Genomic DNA, 26,244 nt, shown 5'->3' with positions numbered 1-26,244 from the left:
ATGCCCGTGACAGAATCAAAAGCACAACTGCCCGCCCCGATTGCAAAGCCCCAGCAAACCCGGCAACGGCTGTGGCCTCTCTGGATCATCACCCTGCTGGCGCTTGCCCTGGCGATAGCGCTGGCGCTGTGGAGCTGGCAGCAGTGGAATAATTACCAGGCACTGCAGCAATCCATTGCCAGCCTGGAAAGCGACACCGAGCAACTGGACCGCATGTACGGCCAGACCGGTAGTGAACAGAGCCAGCGCCTGCAGGCGCTGGAAGAAAAACTGGCAGAACAGCGCGAACTCATCGCCACCCAGCAACGCCAGATCGACCATAATGCCCGCGAACTGCTGGAAGCCGGTAACCGCACCCGCACCGACTGGCTGCTGGCGGAAGCCGAATACCTGCTGCGGGTCGGCAACCAGCGCCTGATGATTGAAAAGGATATCCGTGGCGCACTGGCGGCGCTGGAGTCCGCAGATGAAGTACTGGCGGAATCCGATGACATCGGTGTCTATACGGTGCGCCAGCAGCTGGCAAAAGAAATTCTTTCTCTCAAGGGCCTGGCCGACGTAGACCGCACCGGTCTCTACCTGAGGCTGGAGGCCGCAATCGACAGCATTCATGGACTCACGGACAGTGCCCTGGTCAATGACCGGGCCCCCGGTTTCGTGACAGAAGCCAATGGCGACTCCACTGCCACCCCGGACTCATTTCAGGGCCTTATACTTGAAGGCTGGGACAAAGTGAAGGACACCCTGTCACAGGTGGTGGTTGTGCGCAGGCTCGACGAGCCGGTGAAGCCCCTGCTTTCTCCTGAACAGAGCGCCTACGCCCGGCTCAACCTCCAGTTGATGCTGGAAGAAGCAGAGTTGGCGGTGCTTCGTGGCAACCAGGAGCTTTACTCCCGCTCCCTTACCAAGGCCAGCAGGGCCATCAACGACTGGTACGACAGCAGCAATAACCGCATTATTGCCCTCTCCCGTACCCTGGAGGAACTGTCTGAAAAGAATGTAGATCCGGAACTGCCCGACATCAGCAATTCCCTGGAATTGCTCAAGGCACGCCTGGCCGGGCGACTGGACAATGGCAATGGCGACAACCCGGAAGACAGCAACGACGGTGAACAGGGAGATGCCTCATGATCCGCATTCTGCTGATCATCCTGATAGCCCTGTTGCTCGGCACCGCCCTTGCCATGGGGCTGCAGTACGACCTCGGCTATATTCGCATCAGTCTGGGCAACTACCTGGTTGAAACCAACTTCTGGATCGGTCTGGCGTTACTGGTAGTGCTGGTTGTAGGCTCGGTGATGACCATCAACCTGTTTCGCCGCCTGCGCCATGGCACCGGCATGGTTGCGGGCTGGCTGGCGCGCAGCAACGAACGCCGCGCACGTCGCCGCACCACCCAGGGCCTGCTGGCCCTGGCGGAAGGCAACTGGCCCCGTGCGCGCAAGCTGCTCACCTCATCGGCGGAGCACGCCGATACGCCGCTCATCAATTATCTGGCCGCCGCCCAGGCCGCGTTTGAGTCCGGCGATCACGAAGCCGTTGACGAACTGCTGCGTAAAGCCTTTGAAAGCACCCCCGGGTCTGACATGGCCGTGGGCATCACCCAGGCCCAGCTGCAACTGGCTGGGAACCGCCTGGAGCAGGCCCTGGCAACACTGTTAAGGCTGCGCAAGCAGGCTCCCCATCACCCCTTCGTGCTCAAACTGCTCAAGAACACCTATCTACGCCTGGAAGACTGGCGCGAACTCTCCCGCCTGCTGCCGGAAATCCGCAAGCGCAACCTGATGGAGAGCGAAGAACTGGGCGACCTGGAGCGAATGGTCTGGCACAACCTGCTGCAACGTGCCGCCGAGGAATGCCGGCGCCAGTCAGGCGAGCCTTCCGCATCCCTGGAGCCGCTGACCCGGCTGTGGGATGAACTGCCTGGCTTCCTGCGCCGTGACGAACACACCATCCGTGAGTACGCCCGCCTTCTGGCGCAACTGGGGGACGAAGCCCAGGCCGAAACTCTGTTGCGGAAAGTGTTGCGCAATCACTGGGGTGACGATCTGATCAATCTGTATGGACGGGTGAAGGGTCTGAAGCCGGACGAGCAGTTGTTGATTGCCGAACAATGGCTGAAAGACCGCCCCAATAATGCGGAACTGTTGCTGGCACTTGGTCGTCTGAGCCTGCGCAATGAACTCTGGGGTAAGGCCCGGGAGTACTTCGAAACCAGCCTTCGTTTGCGCCGCAGTCGCGAAACCATGGCCGAACTGAGTCGCCTGAATGCCCATATGGGCGAGGGTGAGAACAGTGTGAAGCTGTTGATGCAGGGGTTGGTGAAAGACAGTGGGTTGCCGGATTTGCCGATGCCCAAGGCCTGAAGTCACCGGGAACATCCGTAGGTCGGATTAGCGAAGCGTAATCCGACACCATATTCGGATATTGCCGCCATTTGTCGGATTACGCTTCGCTAATCCGACCTACGTGGGTTCGTTGCAAAACCCGATAACGGCGGTGTCACCTCGGGACCAGCCACCCTAACCCGCAGGCTACCTGTGGTATCAGGCACGCACCCAGCTAATCTCGAGGCGCGTACTCCAGCACATCAGAGAAAAACGCCTTCTGCGGCAGCCCCGCCTCTACCAGTGCATCCATCAATGTATAAACCATCGTCGGTGAGCCGCTGGCGTGGACTTCCACGTTGTTCCAGTCCAGGCCTGAAGCCAATACCGTGCGCACCAGTTGATCATGGTGTCCGCCCCACTCGTTATCTTCGTCATCCCCGACCACCGGCAGGAAGGTAAACGGTGGCCATTCTTCCTGCCATCGCTGGGCGAGGGATCGAAGATACATATCTTCGTGGCGGCGAACGCCCCAGTAGAACCTTACCGGCTTGTCGTACGACGTTTCCCGCAGGTAATCCACCAGGCTCTTAATCTGGGCGAAGCCGGTTCCGGCTGCGACCAGCAGCAGTGGCTTTTCCGGAGCTGACGCAATGCAGGCGCGGCCATGTGGCAGCTCAACGGTAACCTCTCCTCCGGAGGTAAGCGCATCAATCACTTTCTGCGCAGAGACCCATTCCGGGGTGGCCTGGATATGGAGCTCAACCAACTCTGCCGATGGGCTACTGGCAATGGAGAAGTAGCAGGGGTCAGTGTCGGGCAGGTTTACCGAGAGGTACTGGCCGGCATGGAACGACAATTCCCGGCGACGGGGCAGTTGCAGTTCCACACGGTATACATCGTGATTGATGGAACGGACGTCCATCACCTTTGCCTGGAACTTGCGGGGCTGGTTGTCTCCGGCTGCCATAACGGCGTCTATCTCCAGTTCTAGGTCACTGAGCGCGAGGGTACGGCACATCATCAGGCGCCCGGCGACCGGAATTGTATGTTGATTACGGGTGTTCAGGGCCTCGCCGCCGATCAGGCGAGCCTCGCAGAGTTCACACACCCCGTTGCGACAGGCAGCGGGAACCGCGATGCCTGCCCGGCCAGCGGCGGCAAGCAGCGTCTCGTCAGCCACTGCTGTAAACGATAATTGCGCTGGCGAGAGGTGAATACGAAACACTTCGCTGGCCATATCAGTCGGGGCGGTCGGATGAAACTTCAATCCCCAGGCTGTCCCAGATGTCATCGACACGCTTTTTCACGTCATCGGACATGGTAATGGGCGTGCCCCACTCCCGGTCGGTTTCTCCCGGCCACTTGCTGGTGGCGTCCATCCCCATTTTCGACCCCAGCCCGGACACCGGCGAGGCGAAATCCAGGTAGTCGATGGGAGTATTCTCCACCAGCATCGTATCCCGGGCCGGATCCATCCGGGTCGTCATCGCCCAGATCACATCCTTCCAGTCCCTCGCGTTCACGTCATCGTCGGTAACAATCACGAACTTGGTGTACATGAACTGCCGCAGGAAAGACCATACACCCATCATCACCCGCTTGGCATGGCCGGGGTACTGCTTCTTCATGGTCACTACTGCAAGACGGTAGGAGCAGCCCTCAGGCGGCAGATAGAAATCCACGATCTCGGGGAACTGCTTCTGCAGGATGGGGATAAACACCTCGTTCAGCGCCACCCCGAGAATCGCCGGCTCATCGGGCGGCCGACCCGTGTAGGTACTGTGGTAAATCGGGTCTTTGCGGTGAGTCATCCGCTCGACCGTGAATACCGGGAACTGATCCACTTCGTTGTAGTAGCCGGTGTGGTCCCCGAACGGCCCTTCAGGCGCCATATCGTCCGGGTAGATAAAACCTTCCAACACAATCTCGGCACTGGCCGGCACCTGCAGATCGCTGAGACCACACTGCACCAGTTCGGTACGACCGCCTCGCAGCAGGCCGGCAAAGGCGTATTCGGAGAGGCTATCAGGCACCGGTGTTACAGCCCCCAGAATGGTCGCCGGGTCTGCCCCCAGGGCAACTGCCACCGGATAGGGTTTGCCCGGATTGGCCTTCTGGAACTCCTGGAAATCAAGCGCGCCCCCGCGGTGGCTGAGCCAGCGCATGATCAGCCGGTTACGACCGATTACCTGCTGCCGGTAGATGCCCAGGTTCTGGCGCTCCTTGTTCGGCCCGCGGGTAATCACCAGCGGCCAGGTCACCAACGGCCCGGCGTCGCCCGGCCAGCAGTGCTGAACCGGTATCTGATACAGGTCCACCTGATCTTTTTCGATCACCACGTCCTGACAGGGCGCGGAGCGAAGCACCTTGGGGCTCATCCGCATCACCTGCCGGAACAGCGGCAGCTTTTCGATGGCGTCTTTGAAGCCTTTGGGGGGATCGGGTTCTTTCAGAAAAGCCAACAGCTTGCCGATCTCCCGCAGCGCAGTGACGTCATCCTGCCCCATACCCATGGCCACGCGCTTAGGCGTGCCAAACAGATTGGCGAGCACGGGCATGTCATAACCTTTGGGATTCTCGAACAACAACGCAGGGCCACCTGCCCGCAGCGTGCGGTCGCAGATTTCTGTCATTTCCAGGTGGGGATCAACTTCCACTGAAATTCGTTTCAGCTCACCCAGCTTCTCAAGCTGGCCTATGAAGTCTCTCAGGTCGTTGTATTTCATCGGCTGCTCCGGTTGATTCCGGCATTGTACGCGAATTCTGTGGTTTTGGTTCGGCTTGGGTGCAGGAACAGGGCGGGGTAATCAGTACGGGCGCGCAAAGAGCCGGATCGGCAACGCCGGGGATCTTCTCCCCGGACCGTGCATTGCCAGGGATGGCAATGCCGAGCCCCCATGGATGGGTTCACGGCGTGTCCGGGGAGAAGATCCCCGGCGTTGCAAGCCCCCCAGGTCAGTGCGCAGAGGGGCCAGAACCAGCACTTACCGACGCTTCATCGAGTCAAAGAACTCAGCGTTGGTCTTGGTTTCCTTGAGCTTGTCCAGCAGGAACTCGATGGCCGCAGTGTCGTCGTCCATGGAGTGCAACAGCTTGCGCAGAATCCAGACTCGCTGGATATCCGCTTCACTCATCAGCAGATCTTCGCGGCGGGTACCGGAACTGCGGATGTTGATGGCCGGATACGTGCGCTTCTCGGCAATCTTGCGATCCAGATGGATTTCCATGTTGCCAGTTCCCTTGAACTCCTCGTAAATCACCTCGTCCATTTTGGACCCGGTGTTTACCAGCGCCGTCGCCAGGATGGTCAGGCTTCCGCCCTCTTCCACGTTCCGGGCAGCACCGAAGAAACGCTTGGGCTTTTCCAGGGCGTGGGCGTCGACACCACCGGTCAGTACCTTGCCGGAGGACGGAATCACCGTGTTGTAGGCGCGAGCCAAACGGGTGATGGAGTCCAGCAGGATAACCACATCTTTCTTGTGCTCGACCAGGCGCTTGGCCTTCTCGATCACCATCTCGGCAACCTGAACGTGACGGGCCGGGGGCTCATCAAAGGTGGAGGCGATGACTTCGCCGCGCACGGTGCGCTGCATCTCGGTCACTTCCTCCGGCCGCTCGTCAATCAGCAGCACCATCACATGGCACTCGGGACTGTTGCGGGTGATGGACTGGGCAATGCTCTGCATCAGCAACGTTTTACCGGCCTTGGGCGGCGAAACGATCAGGCCACGCTGGCCCTTGCCGATGGGCGCCACCAGATCCAGCACGCGGGAGGAGAGATCCTCCGTGCTGCCATTACCGGCTTCGAGCATCAGGCGCTCGTCCGGGAACAGCGGTGTCAGGTTCTCGAACAGGATCTTGTTACGGGCGTTGTCCGGCTTGTCAAAGTTAATCTCGCTGACCTTCAACAGGGCAAAGTAGCGCTCGCCGTCTTTCGGCGGGCGGATCTTGCCGGCAACGGTATCGCCTGTCCGCAGGTTGAAGCGGCGGATCTGGCTGGGTGAAACGTAGATATCGTCCGGGCCGGCAAGGTAGGAAGCGTCGGCGGATCGCAGAAAGCCGAAACCGTCCTGCAGTATTTCCAGTACGCCATCGCCGTAAATGTCTTCGCCGCTTTTTGCGTGCTTCTTCAGGATTGTGAAGATGACATCCTGCTTGCGCGAACGAGCCAGGTTATCGAGGCCCATCTCTTGCGCAATATCGAGCAATTCGGGCATGGAATTCTGCTTGAGTTCAGTAAGATTCATAGGTTATTAGATTGTCAGGAATGGAAGTAAACGAACATTGGAATGACAGGGACGCCCGTGAACAGATTGGTCAGGTATACGTTGGTCTAGGTGCTGGCCAGATGGAGCAACCGGTGTAGATGGAGTCCGGAGTAGTACTGAAGCCAGAGACAGGAAGAACAACCGTTCGCCGGGCAAGAAGGATCATCAGCCACCTTGCGTACCAATGTCAAGTGATGTTGCACACTTTTGAACCGATTTCCGGTTTTCCAGGCACCGGCACCCCTCCCCCTGAAGAGTTACTCCCCTTCCATTCATTACCCCCGATGAGGATACTGTCAGAATGACTTCACATTTTTCGGAGAAACTCCATGAGCAGTGATACCACCAGCGACCTGAAACCTCTGAACATCGCCTTGCTGACCGTGTCTGACAGCCGTGGCATCGCAGAAGACTCTTCGGGGCAGTTCCTGGAAAACAGCATCATTGAAGCAGGCCACAGGCTGGTTGCCCGACGCATCCTGCCAGACGATGTGTACCTGGTGCGGGCACTGATGTCAGGCTGGATTGCAGACCCGGAAATCAATGTGGCGATCATCACCGGCGGCACCGGATTCCACGAGCGCGACAGCACTCCCGAAGCCGTCATGCCATTGCTGGACAAGACCATTGAAGGGTTTGGCGAGGAATTCCGCCGCCTGTCCGCCAGCGAGATCGGCACGTCCACCATTCAGTCCCGCGCTTTTGGCGGACTGGCCAATCACACCGTGATTTTCTGCCTGCCCGGCTCTACCGGCGCCTGCCGTACCGGCTGGAACGGCATTCTGAACACACAACTGGACAGCCGCCATGGCCCCTGTAATTTCTCGGCCCTCGCCCTCGGTAAGCCGGACAAGCCTTTCGACCGCATCAACCAGGTCATTGGCGAGCGCTCGGAGCGATAATCCATGGCAAGTTCTGACCTGATTCCCGTTGACGATGCCATTGACCATCTCCTCGCCCGCGCCCACCCGGTCGCACAGACGCAAACCGTAGCCCTGGCAGAGAGCCTGGACCGGGTTCTGGCCCGGGATTACACGGTTCCGGCGGATGTACCGCCTGCTGACAACAGCGCGGTGGATGGTTACGCCGTACGAGCCGGGGACCTTTCCAGCGAAGCCGTGTTGCAGGTTTCCGGGCGAGTAGCCGCCGGCCAGGCACCCGGATCGCTTCAGCCCGGCACCGCGGTGCGGATTTTTACCGGCTCGGAGATCCCTGAAGGCGCAGACTCGGTGGTCATGCAGGAGCGGGTCACCGTGACCGATGGTGGCATCACCATCAACGCAACGGTAAGCGAAGGCCAGAATATCCGCCGCCAGGGGCAGGACCTGTCCCGGGGTGAGCTGGCACTGGCCAAAGGCACCAGGATCCGCCCCCAGGAGATGGGTCTGCTGGGATCCATGGGCGTGGCCGAAGTTACCGTGTACGCGAAACTGAAAGTCGCCATCCTTAACACCGGTGATGAGCTGGTAGCCCCCGGGCAACCTCTGGCGCCCGGTCAGATCTATAATTCCAACCAGTTTACCCTGCTGGGGCTGCTGGCGAAGGCTGGCTGCGATGTATCGCTGTGTGAAACCCTGGCAGACACCCGGGAGGCGACCGGCAGCACGCTTAAAAGAGCGGCCGCAGAGTCCGACCTGATCATCACCACCGGCGGCGTTTCGGTGGGCGAAGAAGACCATGTACGGGCAGTGCTGGAGGAGTCCGGCGATCTGTCCCTGTGGCGCATGGCCAGCAAACCCGGTAAGCCGCTGGCGTTCGGCGCAATGGACGGTACCCCGGTTCTGGGCCTGCCCGGCAATCCTGCGGCGGTGCTGGTCACCTTTATGGTGGTGGGCATGCCGTTTATTCGCGCCTGTCAGGGCCGGGAAGGCGTTACCATTCATGGCGAACGGATGCCGGCCGGGTTTTCGATCGAGAAGCCTTCTATTCGCCGGGAGTATGTCCGCGCCCGCAAAAGCCTCGGCGATGACGGCCCGGTGATAATGGCCTACCCTAATCAGAGTTCTGGTGTGCTGAGTTCGGCGTGCTGGGCTGACGGGCTGGCCGTGGTGCCGGAGAACCAGACCATCGGCCAGGGAGATATTATCAGCTACTACTCGTTTGCGGAGCTGCTGGAATAATCATGACTGCGGACAATACCATTACTGTGAAGTTTTTTGCCCGCCTGCGCGAAGAGCTGGAGACCGCGTCGCTTTCGGTAGAGGCAGAATCCGGGCTGACAGCAGGCAGATTGTTGCACAGCCTTGCCGCAAGGGGTGGGAACTGGACTCAGCTGGATGGCGCGCAACCGGTGATGATTGCGGTCAATCAGGTGATGACAAAGCCGGACAAGGTGTTGCAGCCTGGCGATGAGGTGGCGTTTTTCCCGCCGGTGACAGGAGGCTGATGTGATTCGGGTCCAGCAACAGGATTTTGATCCTGCGGAAGAATATCGTGCACTCCGGGACAGCGGTTCCGGGACCGGAGCCATTGCGACGTTTACCGGGCTGGTTCGTGACAGTGGCGACCTGAAGGGTGTGACGGGGCTGTTTCTGGAGCATTATCCGGGGATGACAGAGCAGGTTATCGAGGGACTGATTCGTGAGGCTTCGGAGCGCTGGGATGTGCGTGAGGCCCGGGTTATTCACCGGGTGGGGTATCTGGCGCTGGGTGAGCAGATTGTGTTTGTGGGGGTGTGCAGTGCCCACCGCGGGGATGCGTTTGCGGCCTGTGAGTTTATTATGGACGCTTTGAAAACGTCGGCGCCGTTCTGGAAGAAGGAGATTACCGGCGATAGCGAGCACTGGGTTGAGCAGAAGACTGCTGACCTGGACCGTACTCAGAGTTGGGAATAGTCTTCGGGCTGGTTTATAGCAAAAAAAAACCGCCCGTGAACGTTTGCTCAGGGGCGGTTTTGGCCGTTGGCAGCTATCAGAGATTGCTGTCCAGGAACGCGGCCAGTTGTGACTTGGAGAGGGCGCCCACTTTGGTGGCGTCCACATTGCCGTTCTTGAACAGCATCAGTGTGGGAATACCGCGGATGTTGAACTTGGGCGGTGTCTGCTCGTTTTCGTCGATGTTCAGTTTGCAGACTTTCAGCTTGCCTTCGTACTCTTCGGCCATTTCTTCCAGCACCGGTGCAATCATCTTGCACGGGCCGCACCATTCTGCCCAGTAGTCGACCAGTACCGGTACGTCTGACTGCAGTACGTCCTGCTCAAAGGAGGCGTCTGTTACGTTTACAATATTTCCGCTCATTTCAGTTTCCTGATTCGTGCATCTTTCAACGGCGCTAGCCGACTGAGAGATGCTATTGACTGTGGCTGGCGGTCCTGCCATTGGCTATTGATAACCGCTCACCGTGATCATGGTATGCAATACTTTACGCGATTGGTCCCGCTTATGTGAAGCGCTTCCTTCTGTCCGGGTACTTCGGATTACACTGACCACCAGCGCACCATTGCGTTACACGGTATATCGCTTATAGTAATCACCAGACTCGGCGGTTTCCGCCTGCTATCGCATTTGAACCGGTCATTACACAACCGTTTTCGGGCTTTCCCGCGTACGGCTTATCAAGTTCCCTTCCCTCTATTTCAGGGCCTGGCAGAAGGAATCCAATACACGTGACGGCCAACTCCTCCGCCACCCCGCCAGAACTGCTCGCGGCAATTGATATGGGCTCCAACAGTTTCCACATGGTGGTTGCCCGTCTTGTTCACGGTGAAATCCGCACCCTTGAGAAGATGGGAGAGAAGGTTCAGCTTGGAGCCGGCCTGGACAGGTACAACCGCCTTACCGAAGACGCCCAACAACGGGCCCTGGCCTGCCTTAGCCGGTTTGCTCAACGGCTGCAGGGCATGCCACCGGAAGCGGTTCAGGTAGTGGGCACCAATGCCCTGCGGGTTGCCCGTAATACCCAGGAGTTCATGGCCCGGGCGGAGGAGGTACTGGGCTATCCGGTGGAAATCATCGCCGGCCGCGAAGAGGCTCGCCTGATCTATCTGGGGGTGTCCCACACCCTGTCGGATGACAGTGGCCGGCGCCTGGTGATTGATATTGGTGGCGGCAGCACCGAGTTCATCATTGGTGAGCGCTTCGAGCCCCAGGATCTGGAAAGCCTGCACATGGGCTGCGTGTCGTTCCGCAACCGGTACTTCCCCGATGGCAAGGTGACCCGCAAGCAGATGGACAAAGCTGTCACCCACGCAGAGCAGGAGTTGCTGAATATCCGCCAGCACTTCCGCAACAAGGGATGGCAGAGTGCCGTAGGGTCATCCGGTTCGATCAAGGCCATTGCCAGCGTGCTGGCCAGCCTCAAGATTACCGACGGCACCATCACCCTCGAAGCCATGACCGAGCTCAGAAAACGCCTGGTGGACATGGGCAAGGTGGAGAAACTTGGCGACCTGGGTGTACGCACTGACCGCCAGAGCATTTTTCCGGCGGGGTTCGCGATTCTGATGGGGGCCTTCCAGTCGTTGCAGATCAAGGAACTGACTTTCGCCGATGGCGCGCTGCGCGAGGGTCTGCTCTACGATATTGCCGGCAGGATTCAGCATGAAGACGTGCGGGTGCGGACCATACAGGCTCTGCAGGAGCGTTACCACGTGGATCAGGAGCACGGTGGCGCCGTCGAGGAGACCGCTATCGCGGCCTGGCGGCAGGTGGCAGATACCTGGGGGCTGAATACCCCGGCAGACGAGGAGGTATTGCGCTGGGCCTGCCGACTGCATGAAATCGGCCTGACCATATCGCACAGCCAGTACCATAAGCATGGCGCCTATCTGCTGCGCTACTCGGATCTTCCCGGTTTCAGCCAGCAATTCCAGCGTGACCTGGCAACCCTGGTTCGTGGCCATCGGCGCAAGTTCTCTTCCGCCATTTTTGAGGGCCTGGACCCTGAGGACATTCCCCGCTTGCGTTACCTGTGTGTATTGGTTCGGCTGGCCGTACTGCTGCAACATCCGCGCAATCACGAGCAGCCACCGGAACTGAGCCTGTATCCTTCCAACAACGGTCTCGCGGTGGAATTCCCGTCCGGCTGGCTGGATGACCGCCCTCTTACCCTCGCCGACCTCGAGAATGAACGGGACTACCTCGCCAAACAGGATTTCAGCCTGAAGGTGAATTTCTAGGGCGTCAGCTCTGCCTCCAGGTTTTCCACCGTCTCGCTGATATCAAGCCACTCTGCCTCTACCTGGACAAGACGGCTCTTGGCGGCGGCCTGCTGACCCAGCAATTCTTTCAGCTTCTGTTTGCCCTGGTCGGCATAGAGATCAGGCTCCGAAAGGTCCCGCTCCAGTGTCATCAGTGTCGACTGCAGCTTGTCCATTTCCTTCTCCAGCGCAGTCTGCTGCTTGCGATAGGGGCTGAGCTTCTGGCGAATAGCCGCTTCTGCCCGTTTGCGGGCCTTGCGGTCGTCCGCATTCTCACCGGGACCGTCTGCAGCTGTCGCCGAACCAGCATTAACACTTCCGCTCTCGCGCCTGGGCGCTTCTGCTTCATCTTTACGCCGGTCTGCCAGCCAGCGCTCGTAATCTTCCAGGTCGCCATCGTATTCCGTCACCCGGCCATCGTTCACCAGCCAGAAATCATCCACCGTGTTACGTAACAGGTGACGATCGTGGGAGACCACGACAATCGCTCCGTCGAAGTTCTGCAGGGCCATGGTCAGGGCCTGGCGCATTTCCAGGTCCAGGTGGTTGGTGGGCTCGTCCAGCAACAGCAGGTTGGGTTTTTGCCAGGCAATGACGGCCAGGGCTACCCGCGCCTTTTCCCCACCGGAAAACGAGCGGATGGCACTCAGGGCACCGTCTCCGTGGAAGTCGAAGCCGCCCAGAAAATTGCGGATGCTTTGCTCCGAGGCTCTGGGAGACAGCCGTTGCAGGTGCAGAAAGGGGCTGGCATCCAGATCAAGGGACTCCAACTGATGCTGGGCAAAATAGCCGATGGCCAGATGCTCCCCGGTGGTCCGCTCGCCCCGTAGCAACGTGCTCTCACCGCGAAGGGCATCCATCAGCGTGGACTTGCCAGCGCCGTTGGGGCCCAGCAGACCAACTCGGCTGCCGGGCATCAGGGAGAGATTGATCCCCTCCAGAATGACCGTATCGCCGTAGCCGGCGGCACCGTTGCGGATAGACAGCAGCGGATTAGAGACCTTGTCCGCCATCGGGAACTCGAAACTGAATGGCGAATCCACGTGGGCGGGAGCAATTCTCTCCATACGCTCCAGCGCTTTGACACGGCTCTGGGCCTGGCGTGCTTTCGTGGCTTGGGCTCTGAACCGGTCAATGAAGCGCTGAATCTCGGCTATCTTCGCTTGCTGGCGTTCATAACCGGCCTGTTGTTGGGCAAGACGTTCGCTGCGCTGGGTTTCGAAGGCTGAGTAATTACCCGTATATAACTCCAGCTGCCGTTGATCAAAGTGCACAAGGTGTGTCGCCACTCGATCCATAAAGTCCCGATCGTGTGAGATGAACAGCAGCGTGCCCTCGTAACGCCGCAGCCAGTTTTCCAGCCACAGGCATGCATCCAGATCCAGGTGGTTGGTGGGCTCATCCAGCAGCAACAGATCCGACGGGCGCATCAGTGCCTGAGCCAGGTTCAGACGTATCCGCCAGCCACCGGAAAACGACGATACCGGCCGGTCGGCGTCGGCATCGGAAAACCCGAGCCCCCGCAGCAGGGATTCCGCCCGGCGCGGCGCGGACCAGGCCTCGTGAACGTCCAGCTCGCCATGAATACGTGCAATGGCGTGATCATCCCCGCGCTCTTCCGCGGCAGCCAGTTCTGCCTCCATCCGCCGAAGGTCGTGGTCGCCATCCAGCACGAAATCCCGGGCACTCCGGGACGTGGCAGCCACTTCCTGGGCCATGTGGGCAATCCGGCAACCACCGGGCAATGACACACTCCCCTGCTCCGGTGACAGCTGCCCCAGCAATAACTGGAATAAACTGGATTTTCCGGCACCATTGGCACCGACTATCGCCACCCGTTGGCCAGGCTGAACGGTCAGGTTGACGGCTTCTAGCAACCAGACGCCACCCCGTTGTAAACTGAGATCGGTTATCGTTAGCATAACGTAATGGTATCAGGGAACGTTTAATAAGGAACCGGCAGATGCCCCATGTCGTGTAGTAGCGGGAGCAAGATACCTGAGGATGCTGATCCGGAAAACCCGTTATGGCATTTTGCCTGCCGATTCTGGGAATCGCCCCGGGCACAGGAAATGTGTCTGGAGCTGCAGAGCCGGGGCTGGAGTGTTACCCGGATTCTATGCGCGATCTGGCTTGCGTCCTCTGGCTACAGATTTACCGGCCGGGAGAGTCGCTCGGTAACAGACTGGCGAAGCCAGGTTACCGGGCCACTCAGGTCTGCGAGAAAATACATAACGAAAACCAACCCTCACACTGCTATGGTGAGGGAATGCATAGCCCGCAGCGAACTTGAAGCAGAGCGGGTCGAGCTGGCGCTGGCTTATCAGTCCCTGGTTTCAGACACAAATACAGGCTCCAGCGAGGAACCCACGGCCAGTCTGGCCCGGAATAACCTTCTTGCTGCAGCACCGGAGGGTAACATGGATAACGGGACCGGCAGACTGCTGGACACACTCGCCAGAGAACTGTCGATACTCGCAAAGGGAGATAACGGGCCATGTTGATGAAATGGCTGATCCGGCTGGCGTTTCCCGCACTGGGCGTTCTTGTTGCGTTAATGTTCTTTGGCCTTAACGACCCCGCGGAAACGTCATCCAAGGCTGCAGAAACACAAGCAAATGTGGACATTCCCTCGTTCGAGGGGCTGGTCCCTTCTCCCGTGCCCACTGAGGGACCGGATATCGTTTTCAAGTGGCAGGACAGCGACGGTAGCTGGCATTACGCCGACAAACCGCCAGCCCAGGGCCCATGGAATGCGCTGGCCATAGAACGGACAGACAACAAAACCCTGGGACCACCAGCCTCCGACCCGGAAACCGACTGGCAGTCGCCCTACCGGGCGCCGTTCTCACTGTCTCCGAACACCGCCAACAACGGCAGTTAACGCTGCCGTTACCCCACCCTTAACACATGTTCAGTGGCATCTGGCGACAGAACCCGTTACCTTTTCTGCGTTCGTAATCATTCAATAGTAACCACAATGAAGGAACAGGCAATGAACAAAACCCTGATCGCGCTGGCCGTTGCCGGCGCCTTGGTCGGCTGCTCTTCTCAACAGGACGCTGCCCCGGAAAATCCCGCACTGGAATCCACCGATGAAAAGGTCAGCTATGGCATGGGCCTGGTGATGGGTGAGCGGATGGGCAACGATCTGCCAGATCTGAAGATGGATCAGTTCCTGCAAGGCATTCAACATGGCCACGACGGCGATGAAGAACAGACCCGCATGAGCCGGGAAGAAATCCAGGAGGCCCTGATGGCCTACCAGGCCCAGCTGCAGGAGCAGGAGTCAGCCAAGACAGAAGAGCTGGCCCAAAAGAACCGTGAGGCAGGGGAAGAATTCCTGGCCGAGAACGCAGAGCGTGATGGTGTTGAAACCACCGATTCTGGCCTGCAGTACGAAATACTGGAAGAAGGCAACGGCGAAAAGCCAGGCGCAGATGACCGGGTCAAGGTTCACTACACCGGCGAACTGATTTCAGGTGAGGTGTTCGACAGCTCCCGCGAGCGCGGCGAACCGGTTACCTTCGGCCTGAACCAGGTTATTCCGGGTTGGACTGAAGGCCTGCAACTGATGTCCGAGGGTAGCAGGGCCAAGCTCTATATTCCGGCGGATCTGGCCTATGGCCCCGGTGGCAACCAGAGGATCGGGCCAAACGAGACCCTGGTGTTTGACGTGGAACTGCTGGAAATCAATCCAGAATAATCACGTCTGCCCTGCGCTTCCCCCGCTTCACCATGTGATGCCGGGGGAAGCCATCAAACGTGCCATTCAGGCAGACGACATGACCTTCTCTGCGTGGGCATTGTGAAGGTGTTCAATGAGGTAATCTTCCATTTCAAAGCGACTTTCCAGGGTTTCCCCCAGCTCTGAAAGCTGCTCGAACAATTCGCGGACCTCAGCTTCCGTCAGCGACTGGCCATTGAGTCGATCATTAAAGTTCAATGCCGTTTCCGTCGTTTGTTCAATCTTCGGATACAGCCTTGCCGCCAGCTCCAGACCGCCATCATTGAATTCCCTGGCTTCCTGTACCAACTGATCGTATATCTCGAAGTGCCCTGCCGATACGTAATCCACCAGCACTTCGCAGAGCCTGACGAACTTCGCATGCAATACGTCTGTCTGGGAGTAATCCGCGGTGCCGGATAAATCGCAATAGTGCACCAGCAACTCCTGCCTTTCTTTCAGCCAACGGTCGATCAGTTCGCTGACGCCACCCCAACGCTCCCTGGCATTACGGCAATTATCCAACATGAGGTCTATCTCCGGTTACCGGGTTCTGGTTTGATTCTTCTTGTTGTGTCGAGTCTCAAGTTACCCCATGCCGACGGTCCGTCGCAACCGTTTCAGCCCTGTATCCAGCCAGACTTTTTCCCGGGCCGGAACAGCATGATCAGACCAATGATCACCAGTAGAGTAAAAAAGATGGCGGTCCACCCGGGAATACTGAGCCCGAGGAAACGCCAGGTCACTTCGGCGCAATCGCCAGTCCCCCTGAGCGCAGTGGTCAGCACCTCCATCCAGGGCAGAACGTCCAGCATATACTCCACCGACGGGCCGCAGGCTGGAACCTGGTCAGCAGGCAGGCTCTGCAACCAGAGCTGACGCCCCGCTACCCCAAGACCGGCCCCGGCACTCACCGCCAGAAAAAAACCATAGACTCTGATCGCGAATCCCCGGGGGCCATGCAGCGCCGCCAGCAGGCTGACCAGGCCCGCGGCCATAAATCCGAACCGCTGCAACCAGCACAACGGACAAGGCTCCAGCCCCATGACATGTTCCATGTAGAAGGCCACGCCAAGCAGGCCAGCACAAAGCAGGAATATCAGGAAAAAAACGGCTCGGGAAGTCAAATGATTACCTCTGATCAACATTCATGTCGGACAGTTCGTCCCGCCGATGTGGCGGGACCAGCAGATGCTGCAACCCTGCATCGACCCTGCTATTCTCCCAGCATCGGTGGTGCCTGCAGGCGCCCAGCCACTTAACCTTAAACCAATACGAACTTCAAGCCTATGACACTTAAGCCAAAGCACCTTTTGCTGGCTCTGCTGATGACCCTGCCCCTGGCCTCCATCACCTATGCCCAGGAAGACGAGGAAGCCGAAAAGGAAGAGCTGCAGGAGGAAGAGCCGGGGATAACGGACTACATTGCAATGGATCCTCCCTTCGTGACCCATGTGGGTGAACCGGGCACCAAGCTGACCTACCTCAAGGCGGCCGTCACCATACGGGCTTCCAGGGAAACCACGCGCCCGGCGGTAGAAGCCCACATGCCCAGGCTGCGTCACGAGCTGGTGATGCTGTTCGGAGAGCAGGCGGATACTGACCGGCTGTCTGGAAATGAAGGACAGCAGGCGCTTCGAGAGGAAGCTGCAAGTCGAATTAATGCGGTACTGGAAGAGCAGCAAACCGGCGAGAGCATCACCGGCGTGTTATTTACCGAGTTTGTGGTGCAGAAGTAACTACCGGGAAATGCGGCAAGGGTCAGGCAATGCGGAAGAACAGGTCATCCGCGAGCGGCGCCTCTCTGGCCACCTGTTCGGCGTCTTCCCAGCCGGCTTCCCAGGCAGCAATCACCACGTCACCGCGGTACGGACAACGGTTGCGATCCATTCCCATGGAGGCCGCCATGTAGCCTTGGCGATAGGCCTTGTTCAGGGACTCTACATCCCATCCCAGCTTGATATCTCTGGCCATGTCGGTACTCCGTCTACCTGCCGAGCCACCTTCAGACGGTGGCTTTCTGTTTACAGAAATTAACAGCGCCGGCAGAGCCTGACAAACTTTAGTTACATTTCTGTGCGACAGGTCCGGAACTTCCACTTCAGGAACGCAGGTACTGCTCCAGGAACTCGCCAAATGGCTGGTTATCACGCTGTTCCATGGCAGCCTGCTCCGAAAGAGACTCCTCGCTCATTTTCTCGAACGCCGCCATCACTTCATCCGGCAGGCCTTCGTCCCGCAATGTTTGCTGGTGGCTCCTGGACACCTCCAGCCCCCACTCGCGGTGACCCATACCGGAACTTTCCATGGCTTCCAGCACCCTGGCCGAGGGAACCTGAAGCGGATCCTCCAGCTTGGCTCTCTGGTCATCCAGGGCGCGTCGGTAGGTTTCGTCACCATTCCAGACGTCCAACTGTTCCGCCAGCGGCGCCAGTCGGTCCAGCAAAGCCCTGGCCGCATCACCTACAGCGACCGGCTCACCGGCACGACACAGGGTAAGCTTCGGGTCCCTGCCCCTGGCCACCACATCCTGATAGTTGTCGTCCAGCCGGTCACACTCATCATCGTCAATGCGCGGGCTGTCGGACAGCAGGCAATCCAGAAGGAACAGATCCAGGAAATCGACCTGGCTTTCGTTGACCCCGACCGGGGAGAACGGGTCGAGATCCAGGCAACGCACCTCGATGTATTCAACACCACGGGATTCCAGGGCCTGAATCGGCTTCTCCTCCCGCTCGGTGGTACGTTTGGGGCGTACGGCACTGTAGTACTCGTTCTCGATCTGCAGCACGCTGGTGTTGATCTGGATAAACTCGCCATCACGCTGGATGCCGATCTCTTCATAGGGCGGCCACGGCGTGTGAATCGCCCGGTAAAGGGTGTCCGTGTAGGTCTTCAGTTCGTTGAAACAGATATTGAGCGAGGCCTGGGCATTATTGTGATAGCCCAGGTCTCCCATGCGCAGGGATGTGGCGTTCCGGCGGTACCAGGTGTCGTCTCGGAAACGGGCGAGGTCGTGACGCACCCCCTTCACAAAGCTGGCATCCAGTGCCGGCGACGCCCCGAACAGCAACATCAGCAGCCAGCTGCGGCGGCGGAAGTTGCGAATCAGCCAGAAGTACTGGTCCGATTTGAAATCCTGAAGGCTTTGCTGGTTGCCAACCGCCTGCTGCCACAGGTTCCAGAAGCTGTCGGGCAGGGACAGGTTGTAATGGGCGCCGGCAATGCTCTGCATCATGCGCCCATAACGCACCGCCAGCCCCTGACGGTAAACGTGCTTGAGGCGCCCGATGTTGGAGGTACCGTATTCGGCAATGGGAATACTTGCGTCGCCATCCAGCTCACAAGGCATACTGGTGGACCAGAACACCTCGTCACCCAGATTGTGCTGAACGAACCGGTGTATGTCCCGCAGGGAGTCAAGCATGCCCCGAGTGGTGTCGAACACTGGCGTAATCAGTTCCAGCAAGGCCTCGGAGTAGTCCGTAGTGACCCGTGGATGGGTCAGCGCGGAGCCGAGGGAGTGCGGGTGCGGAGTCTGGGCAATAAAGCCGTTGCGATCGACCCGCAGGCCCTCTTTTTCCACGCCCTTCCGGAACCCTGTCCACTGACTGGCAGCGAACTGCTGAAAAAGCTGATGGCGGGATTCACCCATGAATGACTCCTGCTGGGATGACGGCCGGGATCTCCGGCCGTCATCAGAATAATGTGTAACGGCGCGGGTTAACGGCCGTCTTTACGGGCAGATGCCAGCGCCTGTGCCAGTGCTCCGGCCATGGCACCCTTCTGCGGGCTTTCCGCGCCCTTCTGGCGTTCGTTCCCGGCGGAAGGCTTGCCACTGCTATCCCTGCGCTTACCACCGGAGCCGGCACGATGGTCGGCTTTCTCACCAGGCTGGTCATCCATACGCATGGAAAGCGCAATCCGCTTTCTCGGGATGTCCACTTCCATCACTTTGACCTTGACGATATCCCCCGCCTTGACCACTTCCCTCGGGTCTTTGACAAAGGTATTGGACAGGGCGGAAATATGCACCAACCCGTCCTGGTGAACGCCAATATCCACGAACGCCCCGAAATTGGTAACGTTGGTGACCGACCCTTCCAGCACCATGCCCGGTTTCAGGTCGTTCAGCGTTTCCACTCCTTCCTCAAAGCTGGCAAAGCGGAATTCCGGGCGCGGGTCCCGACCCGGCTTTTCCAGTTCCGTAATAATATCCTTTATGGTGGGCAGACCAAACTGCTCGGTGACGTAGTCCTGCGGGTTCAGTGAACGCAGGAACGCAGCGTCGCCAATAATGCCCTCGACCTTGCGGTTGTTCTTGCGGGCAATGGCCTCAACCACACCATAGGCCTCCGGGTGAACCGACGAACGGTCCAGCGGGTTGTCGCCACTGGCAATGCGCAGGAAGCCGGCCGCCTGCTCGAATGTACGGTCCCCCAGCCGCGACACTTTAAGCAACTGCTTGCGGTCACGGAATACGCCATTCTGGTTACGGAAGTCGACGATGTTCTGGGCAATGCTCTGATTCAGACCCGACACTCGTGCCAGCAGCGGAATGGAGGCCGTATTCAGGTCCACGCCAACACCGTTAACACAGTCTTCCACCACGGCATCCAGGCTGCGGGCCAGCTGCACCTGTGAGACATCGTGCTGGTACTGCCCGACACCGATGGACTTGGGTTCGATCTTGACCATTTCCGCCAGCGGGTCCTGCAAGCGGCGGGCAATCGACACCGCGCCACGGATGGTCACATCCAGATCGGGCAGCTCGCGGGAGGCAAACTCGGAGGCGGAATAGATGGAGGCGCCGGACTCACTGACCACAATGCGCGCCAGTTTCAGTTCCGGGTAACGCTTACACAGGTCCGCCACCAGCTTTTCGGTCTCACGGGAAGCGGTGCCGTTGCCGATGGCAACAAGTTCAATGCGGTATTCGCGACACCATTTGGCCAGTTGCTCAATGGACTGGTCCCACTGGTTGCGGGGCGCATGGGGGAAAATGCCACCATGCCCCACCACCTGGCCGGTGCCGTCGATGATGGCAACTTTCACGCCGGTACGCAGGCCAGGGTCCAACCCCAGGGTCGGGCGCTGGCCGGCGGGCGCCAATAACAACAGGTCCTTGAGATTGGCCGCAAACACGTTGATGGCTTCGGTTTCCGCCGCTTCCCGCACCTGGGCCATCAGGTCGGTTTCAATCTGGGTAGACAGCTTTACCCGCCAGGTCCAGCGCACCACTTCCGACAGCCAGCGGTCGGCAGCGCGGCCGCTGTCCCGAACGCGCCATCGAGCGGCAATGCGCTGCTCAGCGGGATGCGGCTGTCGGCGGTCGTCTTCGGCATCGCCCACCACAATGGAATAGGTCAGCACCCCTTCGTTGCGGCCGCGAAGAATGGCCAGGGCACGATGGGAAGGCACTTTTTTCAGTGGCTCGACATGGTCGAAGTAGTCTCGGAACTTGGCGCCTTCGTTCTCCTTGCCGGCCACCACGGCAACCTTGAGCTGGCCCTGCTGCCAGATGAAATCACGCAGCTCACCCAGCAGCTCCGCGTCCTCGGCAAACCGTTCCATGAGGATATAACGGGCGCCATCGAGAGCGGCCTTGGCGTCGGTGATACCGGCTTCTTCGTTCAGGTAGCCTTCCGCTGTCTGCTCCGGCTCCAGGGTAGGATCGTCATAAAGCGCATCCGCCAGAGGCTCCAACCCTGCCTCACGGGCAATCTGGGCCTTGGTACGACGCTTCGGTTTGTAAGGTAGATACAGGTCTTCCAGGCGATTCTTGGTATCCGCCGCATCGATGCTGGCACGCAGCTCATCGGTCAGCTTGCCCTGCTCCTCGATGCTGTTGAGGATGGTGGAGCGACGGTCATCCAGTTCCCGCAGATAGCGCAGGCGTTCTTCCAGATTACGCAACTGGCTGTCGTCCAGCGAACCGGTGACTTCCTTGCGGTAGCGGGCAATAAAAGGGACGGTGGCGCCACCGTCCAGCATTTCCACGGTGGCATTAACCTGCTGTTCACGAACACCCAGTTCGTCAGCAATGCGCCTGATGATACTGTTCATGCAACCTCATCTGATGCTTACGAGTCAAAGCGCAAAGGTACAGCGGCTTATTGCTGCAGGCAAGCAGAGCGGCTCCGGTTGTCCAGGAATTGAACAAGATCATTCCAGGGCATGGGGCGGGCGTAGTAGTAACCCTGGATTTCATCACAGTGGTGCTGACGCAGGAATTCCAGTTGTCCTTCGGTTTCCACGCCCTCTGCGACCACACTGATCTGCAGGCTGTGGGCCAGGCTGATGATAGCGCGAATAATGTGTTCGGCATCCGCCGAATGTCCCAGCTCCTGGACGAAGGACTTGTCGATTTTGACCAGAGAGATGGGCAGGTGCTGGAGATTGCTGAGGGAGGAGAAACCGGTACCGAAGTCATCAAGGGCAAAGCTGATACCCAGCTGGTTGAGCTCCCGAAGGCAACGCTGGGCGTATTCCGGGTCGTGCATCATGGCGCTTTCAGTGAGTTCCAGTTCCAGCAGGCTGGTATCCACATTGGCATTGAAGATAATGCGGAAAATGGTTTCCGTCATCTTGCGGTCATGAAACTGGCGGAACGAGAGATTGACGGCAAATACCAGCCCGGGATGCCCCAGCTCGGAAGATTCCTGCAGGCGCTTGCAGGCCTGCTCGATTACCCAGTAGCCAATGGGTACGATCAACCCGCTACGCTCCGCCACCGGAATAAACTCATCCGGGCCCACCAGCCCCCGCTCCGGGTGATTCCACCGCAACAGGCATTCCACACCGCGAACTTCCTCTGAAGCCAGGTCAATCCGCGGCTGATAGTACACTTCCAGTTCGTTGCCCCGCAGGGCATTGCGGAGGTCCGCCTCCAGGCGTAACTGGTAGCCTGCCGTAATGTGCAACTGGCGATCGTAAAAACGGTAGCTGGTGCCGGGATCGCGTTTGGCCTCGAACATGGCGCGGTTGGCCCGGCGCATCAGGTTCTCCGGGCTTTCGCCGGCCTCGGGATAGGTGGCAACCCCAAGGCTGGCGCTGACCACCACGTTCTGGCCATCGATGCTCAGTGGCTCACCGATCGCGTTCACGATCTTGCGGATAATCTGGGTGATATCCAGTGAGTCTTCCACTTTCTCGACAATGATCGCGAACTCATCGCCACCAATACGCATCAACGAATCCATGCGCCGCAGGTTCAGCCGCAGGCGTTCCGCCAGCTTGAGCATGATCTGGTCGCTTTTCTGGTAGCCGAAGGATTCATTGAAACTGCGAAAATCGTCGAGGTTGATGTGCAGCAGGGCGAGCCGCTGACTGGCGCGCTCTGCCCGCAACAAGGCCTGCTGCAGGCGGTCGAAAAACAGATCGCGATTGATAAATCCGCTGGCGACTTCTCTGCCCAACTGGCCATGGGAGTACTCGGCCAACTGTTCCCGGTACCACAGGCACCGAACTGCCCGGCAAAGGCCCCACCGATCGAGCCCCTGGCGACACAGGTAATCCGCTGCACCATTGGAATACAGGCCTGGCGCCCGCTCTGCGGCCGGCTCCGCACTCATGGCCAGCACCGGCTTTTCATTACTGGACGCAGACAGGTATTGCAGGAAAGCATCTTCGGAACCACCATGAAACACGCAGTCCCAGAGGATGACATCAAAGTGGGTGTTGTGAATCAGGTCGTCGCAGTCAATCAGATCCGGACACCAGGTCAGATCAGGCTCCAATTCCCTGTCCTCTGCCAGCATGTCACCCAGCCACAAAAAATCCGAGTACTCGGGTGTCAGTACCAACAGGCGCACATGGCCGGAATTAAACGATTTTACTGCCAGGGTCATCAACAAGCGTCCCGTTGCTGGTGAGCAAACATCTCCGTTTCCTCAAGAATAGCTGATAGATCCTCAAGGTACAGGAAGTCCGGCTGGTGTAGAATAACCGCTTCCCGAGTTAACCCCTCAAATTCCGATTTGGCGCCCATATTGTGAACATGCTCAACCCCCGACAGAGTGAAGCCGTCCGGTACGCGGATGGCCCCATGTTGGTACTGGCCGGTGCCGGCAGCGGCAAAACCAGCGTGATTACCCGCAAGGTTGCGTACCTGATCGAGCACCTGGGTATTCCCGGGCGACACATTGCCGCAGTCACCTTTACCAACAAGGCCGCCCGGGAAATGAAAGAGCGGGTCGGGCGACTGGTGGATCGCAAGCTGACCCGGGGGCTGATTGTGTCCACCTTTCACAACCTGGGGCTCAACATGATCCGGGAGGAGCACGAGCACCTGGGCTATCATCCCGGATTTTCCATTTTTGACGCGGAAGACGCCAAGGCACTGCTGCAGGATCTGATGATGCGGGAGGCCAGTGCGGATGCCGGCGATGAACTGTCCGACGTGCAGATGACCATCTCTTCATGGAAGAACGCCATGCGCAGCCCCCAGGACGCCTGGAGCCGGGCCGCGGATGAGCGGGAGCAACGCATTGCCATTATCTACCGGTATTACAACGAATACCTGAAGGCCTACAACGCCGTTGATTTCGATGACCTTATCCTGCTGCCGGTGCAGCTGTTTCGCGACAATCCGGAGGTGTTGCAGAAATGGCGGCGGAAGATCCGCTACATGCTGGTGGATGAATACCAGGATACCAACCTGTGCCAGTATGAAATGGTGAAGCTGTTGGTAGCAGAGCGCGCTGCCTTCACCGTGGTAGGCGATGACGACCAGTCCATCTACGCCTGGCGCGGCGCCAGGCCGGAAAACCTGGCGCAACTGAAGGAAGACTTCCCGAGCCTGAAGATCGTCAAGCTGGAGCAGAACTACCGCTCCACCGCCCGCATCCTGCGTTGCGCCAACACGGTCATCGCCAACAATCCCCACGTGTTCGAGAAAGCCCTGTGGAGCGATCACACCATCGGGGATGAATTGCGCATCGTCCGTTGCCGCAACGAAGATGCGGAAGCCGAGCGGGTGGCCACGGAAATCCTCGATCAGAAGCTCAAGAAAGGCCAGGCCTTCCGGGATTTCGCCGTGCTTTACCGGGGCAATCATCAGGCACGCCTGCTGGAGGTGAAGCTGCAGGCCTACCAGATTCCCTACCGCATCTCTGGCGGCCAGTCGTTTTTCTCCAAGAACGAGATCAAGGACGCCATGTCTTACCTGCGCCTGCTGGTGAACCCGGATGACAATGCCGCCTTCCTGCGGGTGGTCAACGTACCACGCCGGGAGATCGGCCCCCGCACCCTCGAGCAGCTCAGCCATTACGCCCGCTCCCGCGATGTCAGCCTGTTCCGCGCCCTGGGCGATATGGGTGCCGAAACCCATGTCACGGAAAAGGGGCTGGACCGCCTGCGCCGCTTTGCCCACTGGGTAGACCACACCTGCGCGCGCCTGCTTGGCGAGGACCCGATTCCGGTGATCAAGCAGCTGTTTACCGACATTGAATACGAGGAATGGCTGCACCTGCATTCCGGCTCACCGAAACAGGCAGAGCGGCGGATGGAGAACATCTGGTACCTGGTGGAATCCATCCAGCGCATGCTGGACGATGGCAAGGGCACAGCCGACGAGATGGGCATCGAGGATGCCATCAGCCGGCTGATCCTGCGGGACATGATGGAACAGCAGGAAGAGGAAGATGACAGCGACAAGGTTCAGTTGCTGACCCTGCATGCCTCCAAAGGCCTGGAATTTCCCCATGTGTTCATCCTGGGCCTGGAAGAAGAAATCCTGCCCCACCGCTCCAGCATCGAGGAAGGCAATATCGAGGAAGAGCGGCGGCTGATGTACGTAGGCATCACCCGGGCCCGGGAAACCCTCACCCTCACCTACGCCGCCCAGCGCAAACAATACGGCGAAAAACTGGAAACCATCCCTAGCCGCTTCCTGGATGAGCTGCCGGAAGACGACCTGCGCTGGGAGGGTACCGGTGATCTTGATGTGGAAGCCAACCAGAAGAAGGGCAAGGCCACGCTGAGCGCCCTTCTGGGTGACCTTGGAGTATGAGCATAATCTAATACCCTGCGATCGCATCTCTCAACTGTTTCTCTCCCGTTACTGATTCAGGAGGCTCTGCCTCTCCGCTTTAAAAACAACAACATAATACGGGAGATCAACATGTCTCGAGCCGCACAAAAAAGCCCCGCAAGGCGGGGCTTTTCGGTTCAGAGGTGGCGCAGCGACAGATTACTCGCTCTGTTCAACCATATATTCGACCGCCACCTGAATTTCCTCGTCGGAACAGCTGGAACATCCGCCCTTGGCAGGCATAGCGTTGAAGCCGTTGATGGCGTGATTGACCAGGGTCTCCAGTCCCTTGTCGATACGACCACCCCAAGCGCCCGAATCGCCCACTATCGGCGCACCGGCTGCGCCGGACGCGTGACATGCGGCACAAGCCGCGTCATAGACTTCATTACCGGCGCGAGGTTCAGAGCTGGCCGACGCAGCAGGCGCTGACTCCTGTCCGCAATCTTCTCCCTGTACACATACGTCACCGACCGGAGCGATACGGGCGCGGATTTCATCTTCGACGTTGGCCATTACGGCACCTGTTGTCAGGCCGAAGCCAAGCAGTACGGCAGCCAGGACTCTCTTCATCTTCACAATGCACCTCGCAATTGGGCGTTATAATAATCAGTTGTCGCATTATAGCGATTGCGGCGGGGCAAAAAAACCAAAGTGCAAAATGAACGTACCTTTTCCACCGGATTCGTTGCCATTTCGTAAGTCACAAGGCCCTGCCCGCTTATTCCGGGTACCATACACAAAACAG

General features: G+C 58.9%; 24 protein-coding genes. 12 read left to right on the top strand and 12 right to left on the bottom strand.

The genetic code is table 11. The features are described from left to right. Nucleotides 1-1,131: a uroporphyrinogen-III C-methyltransferase gene (locus FDP08_RS15690; protein WP_137437056.1), complete on the top strand. Its 1,131-nt coding sequence runs from the start codon at nt 1-3 to the stop codon at nt 1,129-1,131. Further along, complete coding sequence (locus FDP08_RS15685) at nt 1,128-2,366, top strand: heme biosynthesis HemY N-terminal domain-containing protein (protein WP_137437055.1); 1,239 nt, start codon at nt 1,128-1,130, stop codon at nt 2,364-2,366. Before FDP08_RS15690 ends, FDP08_RS15685 begins: the two co-directional genes overlap by 4 nt. A gap of 196 nt (nt 2,367-2,562) precedes the next feature. On the opposite strand, the gene FDP08_RS15680 is transcribed toward FDP08_RS15685, so the two are convergent. From FDP08_RS15680 to rho, 3 genes are all read right to left on the bottom strand, one after another. Next, the gene (locus tag FDP08_RS15680; RefSeq protein WP_170979080.1) at nt 2,563-3,567 is read right to left on the bottom strand and encodes a 2Fe-2S iron-sulfur cluster-binding protein; all 1,005 of its coding nucleotides are present in this window, start codon (nt 3,565-3,567) and stop codon (nt 2,563-2,565) included. A 1-nt stretch (nt 3,568) separates the two neighbouring features. Continuing rightward, nucleotides 3,569-5,056 carry a 4-hydroxy-3-polyprenylbenzoate decarboxylase gene (gene ubiD / locus FDP08_RS15675; RefSeq protein ID WP_137437054.1) on the bottom strand — a complete coding sequence of 496 codons (1,488 nt, stop codon included), beginning with the start codon at nt 5,054-5,056 and terminating at the stop codon, nt 3,569-3,571. Between the two features lie 258 nt (nt 5,057-5,314). After that, nucleotides 5,315-6,577 carry a transcription termination factor Rho gene (gene rho / locus FDP08_RS15670; RefSeq protein ID WP_137437053.1) on the bottom strand — a complete coding sequence of 421 codons (1,263 nt, stop codon included), beginning with the start codon at nt 6,575-6,577 and terminating at the stop codon, nt 5,315-5,317. Nucleotides 6,578-6,927: 350 nt separating this feature from the next. Between rho and moaB the strand changes: the two genes are divergently transcribed. The 4 genes from moaB to FDP08_RS15650 are packed head-to-tail and all read left to right on the top strand — an operon-like array spanning nt 6,928 to nt 9,432. Beyond that, on the top strand, nt 6,928-7,500 hold the full coding sequence (gene moaB, locus FDP08_RS15665; protein WP_137437052.1) for a molybdenum cofactor biosynthesis protein B: 573 nt from the start codon (nt 6,928-6,930) through the stop codon (nt 7,498-7,500). A 3-nt stretch (nt 7,501-7,503) separates the two neighbouring features. Continuing rightward, on the top strand, nt 7,504-8,718 hold the full coding sequence (locus FDP08_RS15660; RefSeq protein ID WP_137437051.1) for a molybdopterin molybdotransferase MoeA: 1,215 nt from the start codon (nt 7,504-7,506) through the stop codon (nt 8,716-8,718). 2 nt (nt 8,719-8,720) lie between these two features. Then, nucleotides 8,721-8,984, top strand: coding sequence for a molybdopterin converting factor subunit 1 (gene moaD / locus FDP08_RS15655; RefSeq protein ID WP_137437050.1), 264 nt, complete (start codon nt 8,721-8,723; stop codon nt 8,982-8,984). 1 nt (nt 8,985) lies between these two features. Further along, the gene (locus FDP08_RS15650; RefSeq protein WP_137437049.1) at nt 8,986-9,432 is read left to right on the top strand and encodes a molybdenum cofactor biosynthesis protein MoaE; all 447 of its coding nucleotides are present in this window, start codon (nt 8,986-8,988) and stop codon (nt 9,430-9,432) included. A 76-nt stretch (nt 9,433-9,508) separates the two neighbouring features. Here the strand turns inward: FDP08_RS15650 and trxA are convergent, their stop codons facing one another. Then, the gene (gene trxA, locus FDP08_RS15645; RefSeq protein WP_007153552.1) at nt 9,509-9,835 is read right to left on the bottom strand and encodes a thioredoxin TrxA; all 327 of its coding nucleotides are present in this window, start codon (nt 9,833-9,835) and stop codon (nt 9,509-9,511) included. 368 nt (nt 9,836-10,203) lie between these two features. Here trxA and ppx point away from each other — a divergent pair, with 368 nt between their 5' ends. Beyond that, complete coding sequence (gene ppx, locus FDP08_RS15640; protein ID WP_137437048.1) at nt 10,204-11,715, top strand: exopolyphosphatase; 1,512 nt, start codon at nt 10,204-10,206, stop codon at nt 11,713-11,715. On the opposite strand, the gene FDP08_RS15635 is transcribed toward ppx, so the two are convergent. Further along, entirely contained in the window at nt 11,712-13,658 is a 1,947-nt protein-coding gene (locus FDP08_RS15635; protein ID WP_137437047.1) for an ATP-binding cassette domain-containing protein, read from the bottom strand. The genes ppx and FDP08_RS15635 overlap by 4 nt on opposite strands. A gap of 48 nt (nt 13,659-13,706) precedes the next feature. Between FDP08_RS15635 and FDP08_RS15630 the strand changes: the two genes are divergently transcribed. From FDP08_RS15630 to bamJ, 3 genes are all read left to right on the top strand, one after another. Continuing rightward, on the top strand, nt 13,707-14,240 hold the full coding sequence (locus FDP08_RS15630; protein ID WP_137437046.1) for a TIGR02444 family protein: 534 nt from the start codon (nt 13,707-13,709) through the stop codon (nt 14,238-14,240). Further along, nucleotides 14,234-14,620, top strand: coding sequence for a DUF4124 domain-containing protein (locus FDP08_RS15625; protein WP_137437045.1), 387 nt, complete (start codon nt 14,234-14,236; stop codon nt 14,618-14,620). Before FDP08_RS15630 ends, FDP08_RS15625 begins: the two co-directional genes overlap by 7 nt. Before the next feature lie 111 nt (nt 14,621-14,731). Continuing rightward, complete coding sequence (bamJ, locus tag FDP08_RS15620; RefSeq protein ID WP_137437044.1) at nt 14,732-15,442, top strand: BamJ family beta-barrel-assembly machinery protein; 711 nt, start codon at nt 14,732-14,734, stop codon at nt 15,440-15,442. Between the two features lie 66 nt (nt 15,443-15,508). Here the strand turns inward: bamJ and rsd are convergent, their stop codons facing one another. Beyond that, nucleotides 15,509-15,991 carry a sigma D regulator gene (rsd, locus tag FDP08_RS15615; RefSeq protein WP_137437043.1) on the bottom strand — a complete coding sequence of 161 codons (483 nt, stop codon included), beginning with the start codon at nt 15,989-15,991 and terminating at the stop codon, nt 15,509-15,511. Between the two features lie 92 nt (nt 15,992-16,083). Continuing rightward, on the bottom strand, nt 16,084-16,590 hold the full coding sequence (locus FDP08_RS15610) for a disulfide bond formation protein B (protein ID WP_228263327.1): 507 nt from the start codon (nt 16,588-16,590) through the stop codon (nt 16,084-16,086). 162 nt (nt 16,591-16,752) lie between these two features. Between FDP08_RS15610 and FDP08_RS15605 the strand changes: the two genes are divergently transcribed. Continuing rightward, nucleotides 16,753-17,202 (top strand): flagellar basal body-associated FliL family protein, encoded by a 450-nt coding sequence (locus FDP08_RS15605; protein WP_137437041.1) that lies wholly within the window; start codon nt 16,753-16,755, stop codon nt 17,200-17,202. A 22-nt stretch (nt 17,203-17,224) separates the two neighbouring features. Here FDP08_RS15605 and rmf read toward each other — a convergent pair whose 3' ends face one another. The 4 genes from rmf to FDP08_RS15585 form a co-directional block, all read right to left on the bottom strand. Further along, complete coding sequence (rmf, locus tag FDP08_RS15600; protein ID WP_137437040.1) at nt 17,225-17,437, bottom strand: ribosome modulation factor; 213 nt, start codon at nt 17,435-17,437, stop codon at nt 17,225-17,227. Between the two features lie 127 nt (nt 17,438-17,564). Then, nucleotides 17,565-19,118 (bottom strand): glutamate--cysteine ligase, encoded by a 1,554-nt coding sequence (gene gshA / locus FDP08_RS15595; protein WP_137437039.1) that lies wholly within the window; start codon nt 19,116-19,118, stop codon nt 17,565-17,567. Nucleotides 19,119-19,186: 68 nt separating this feature from the next. Beyond that, nucleotides 19,187-21,529 carry a Tex family protein gene (locus FDP08_RS15590; RefSeq protein ID WP_137437038.1) on the bottom strand — a complete coding sequence of 781 codons (2,343 nt, stop codon included), beginning with the start codon at nt 21,527-21,529 and terminating at the stop codon, nt 19,187-19,189. A gap of 47 nt (nt 21,530-21,576) precedes the next feature. Further along, nucleotides 21,577-23,313, bottom strand: a complete 1,737-nt coding sequence (locus FDP08_RS15585; RefSeq protein ID WP_137437037.1) for a putative bifunctional diguanylate cyclase/phosphodiesterase — start codon at nt 23,311-23,313, stop codon at nt 21,577-21,579. 143 nt (nt 23,314-23,456) lie between these two features. Between FDP08_RS15585 and rep the strand changes: the two genes are divergently transcribed. Then, nucleotides 23,457-25,475 (top strand): DNA helicase Rep, encoded by a 2,019-nt coding sequence (gene rep, locus FDP08_RS15580; RefSeq protein WP_137437036.1) that lies wholly within the window; start codon nt 23,457-23,459, stop codon nt 25,473-25,475. Nucleotides 25,476-25,655: 180 nt separating this feature from the next. On the opposite strand, the gene FDP08_RS15575 is transcribed toward rep, so the two are convergent. Next, nucleotides 25,656-26,069 carry a c-type cytochrome gene (locus FDP08_RS15575; protein WP_137437035.1) on the bottom strand — a complete coding sequence of 138 codons (414 nt, stop codon included), beginning with the start codon at nt 26,067-26,069 and terminating at the stop codon, nt 25,656-25,658. Nucleotides 26,070-26,244 lie beyond the last annotated feature (175 nt).

Origin of the sequence: Marinobacter panjinensis (genome assembly GCF_005298175.1) — a bacterium.
Taxonomy (GTDB): Bacteria; Pseudomonadota; Gammaproteobacteria; order Pseudomonadales; family Oleiphilaceae; genus Marinobacter; species Marinobacter panjinensis.
This window is presented reverse-complemented; position numbering and strand designations above follow the sequence as displayed.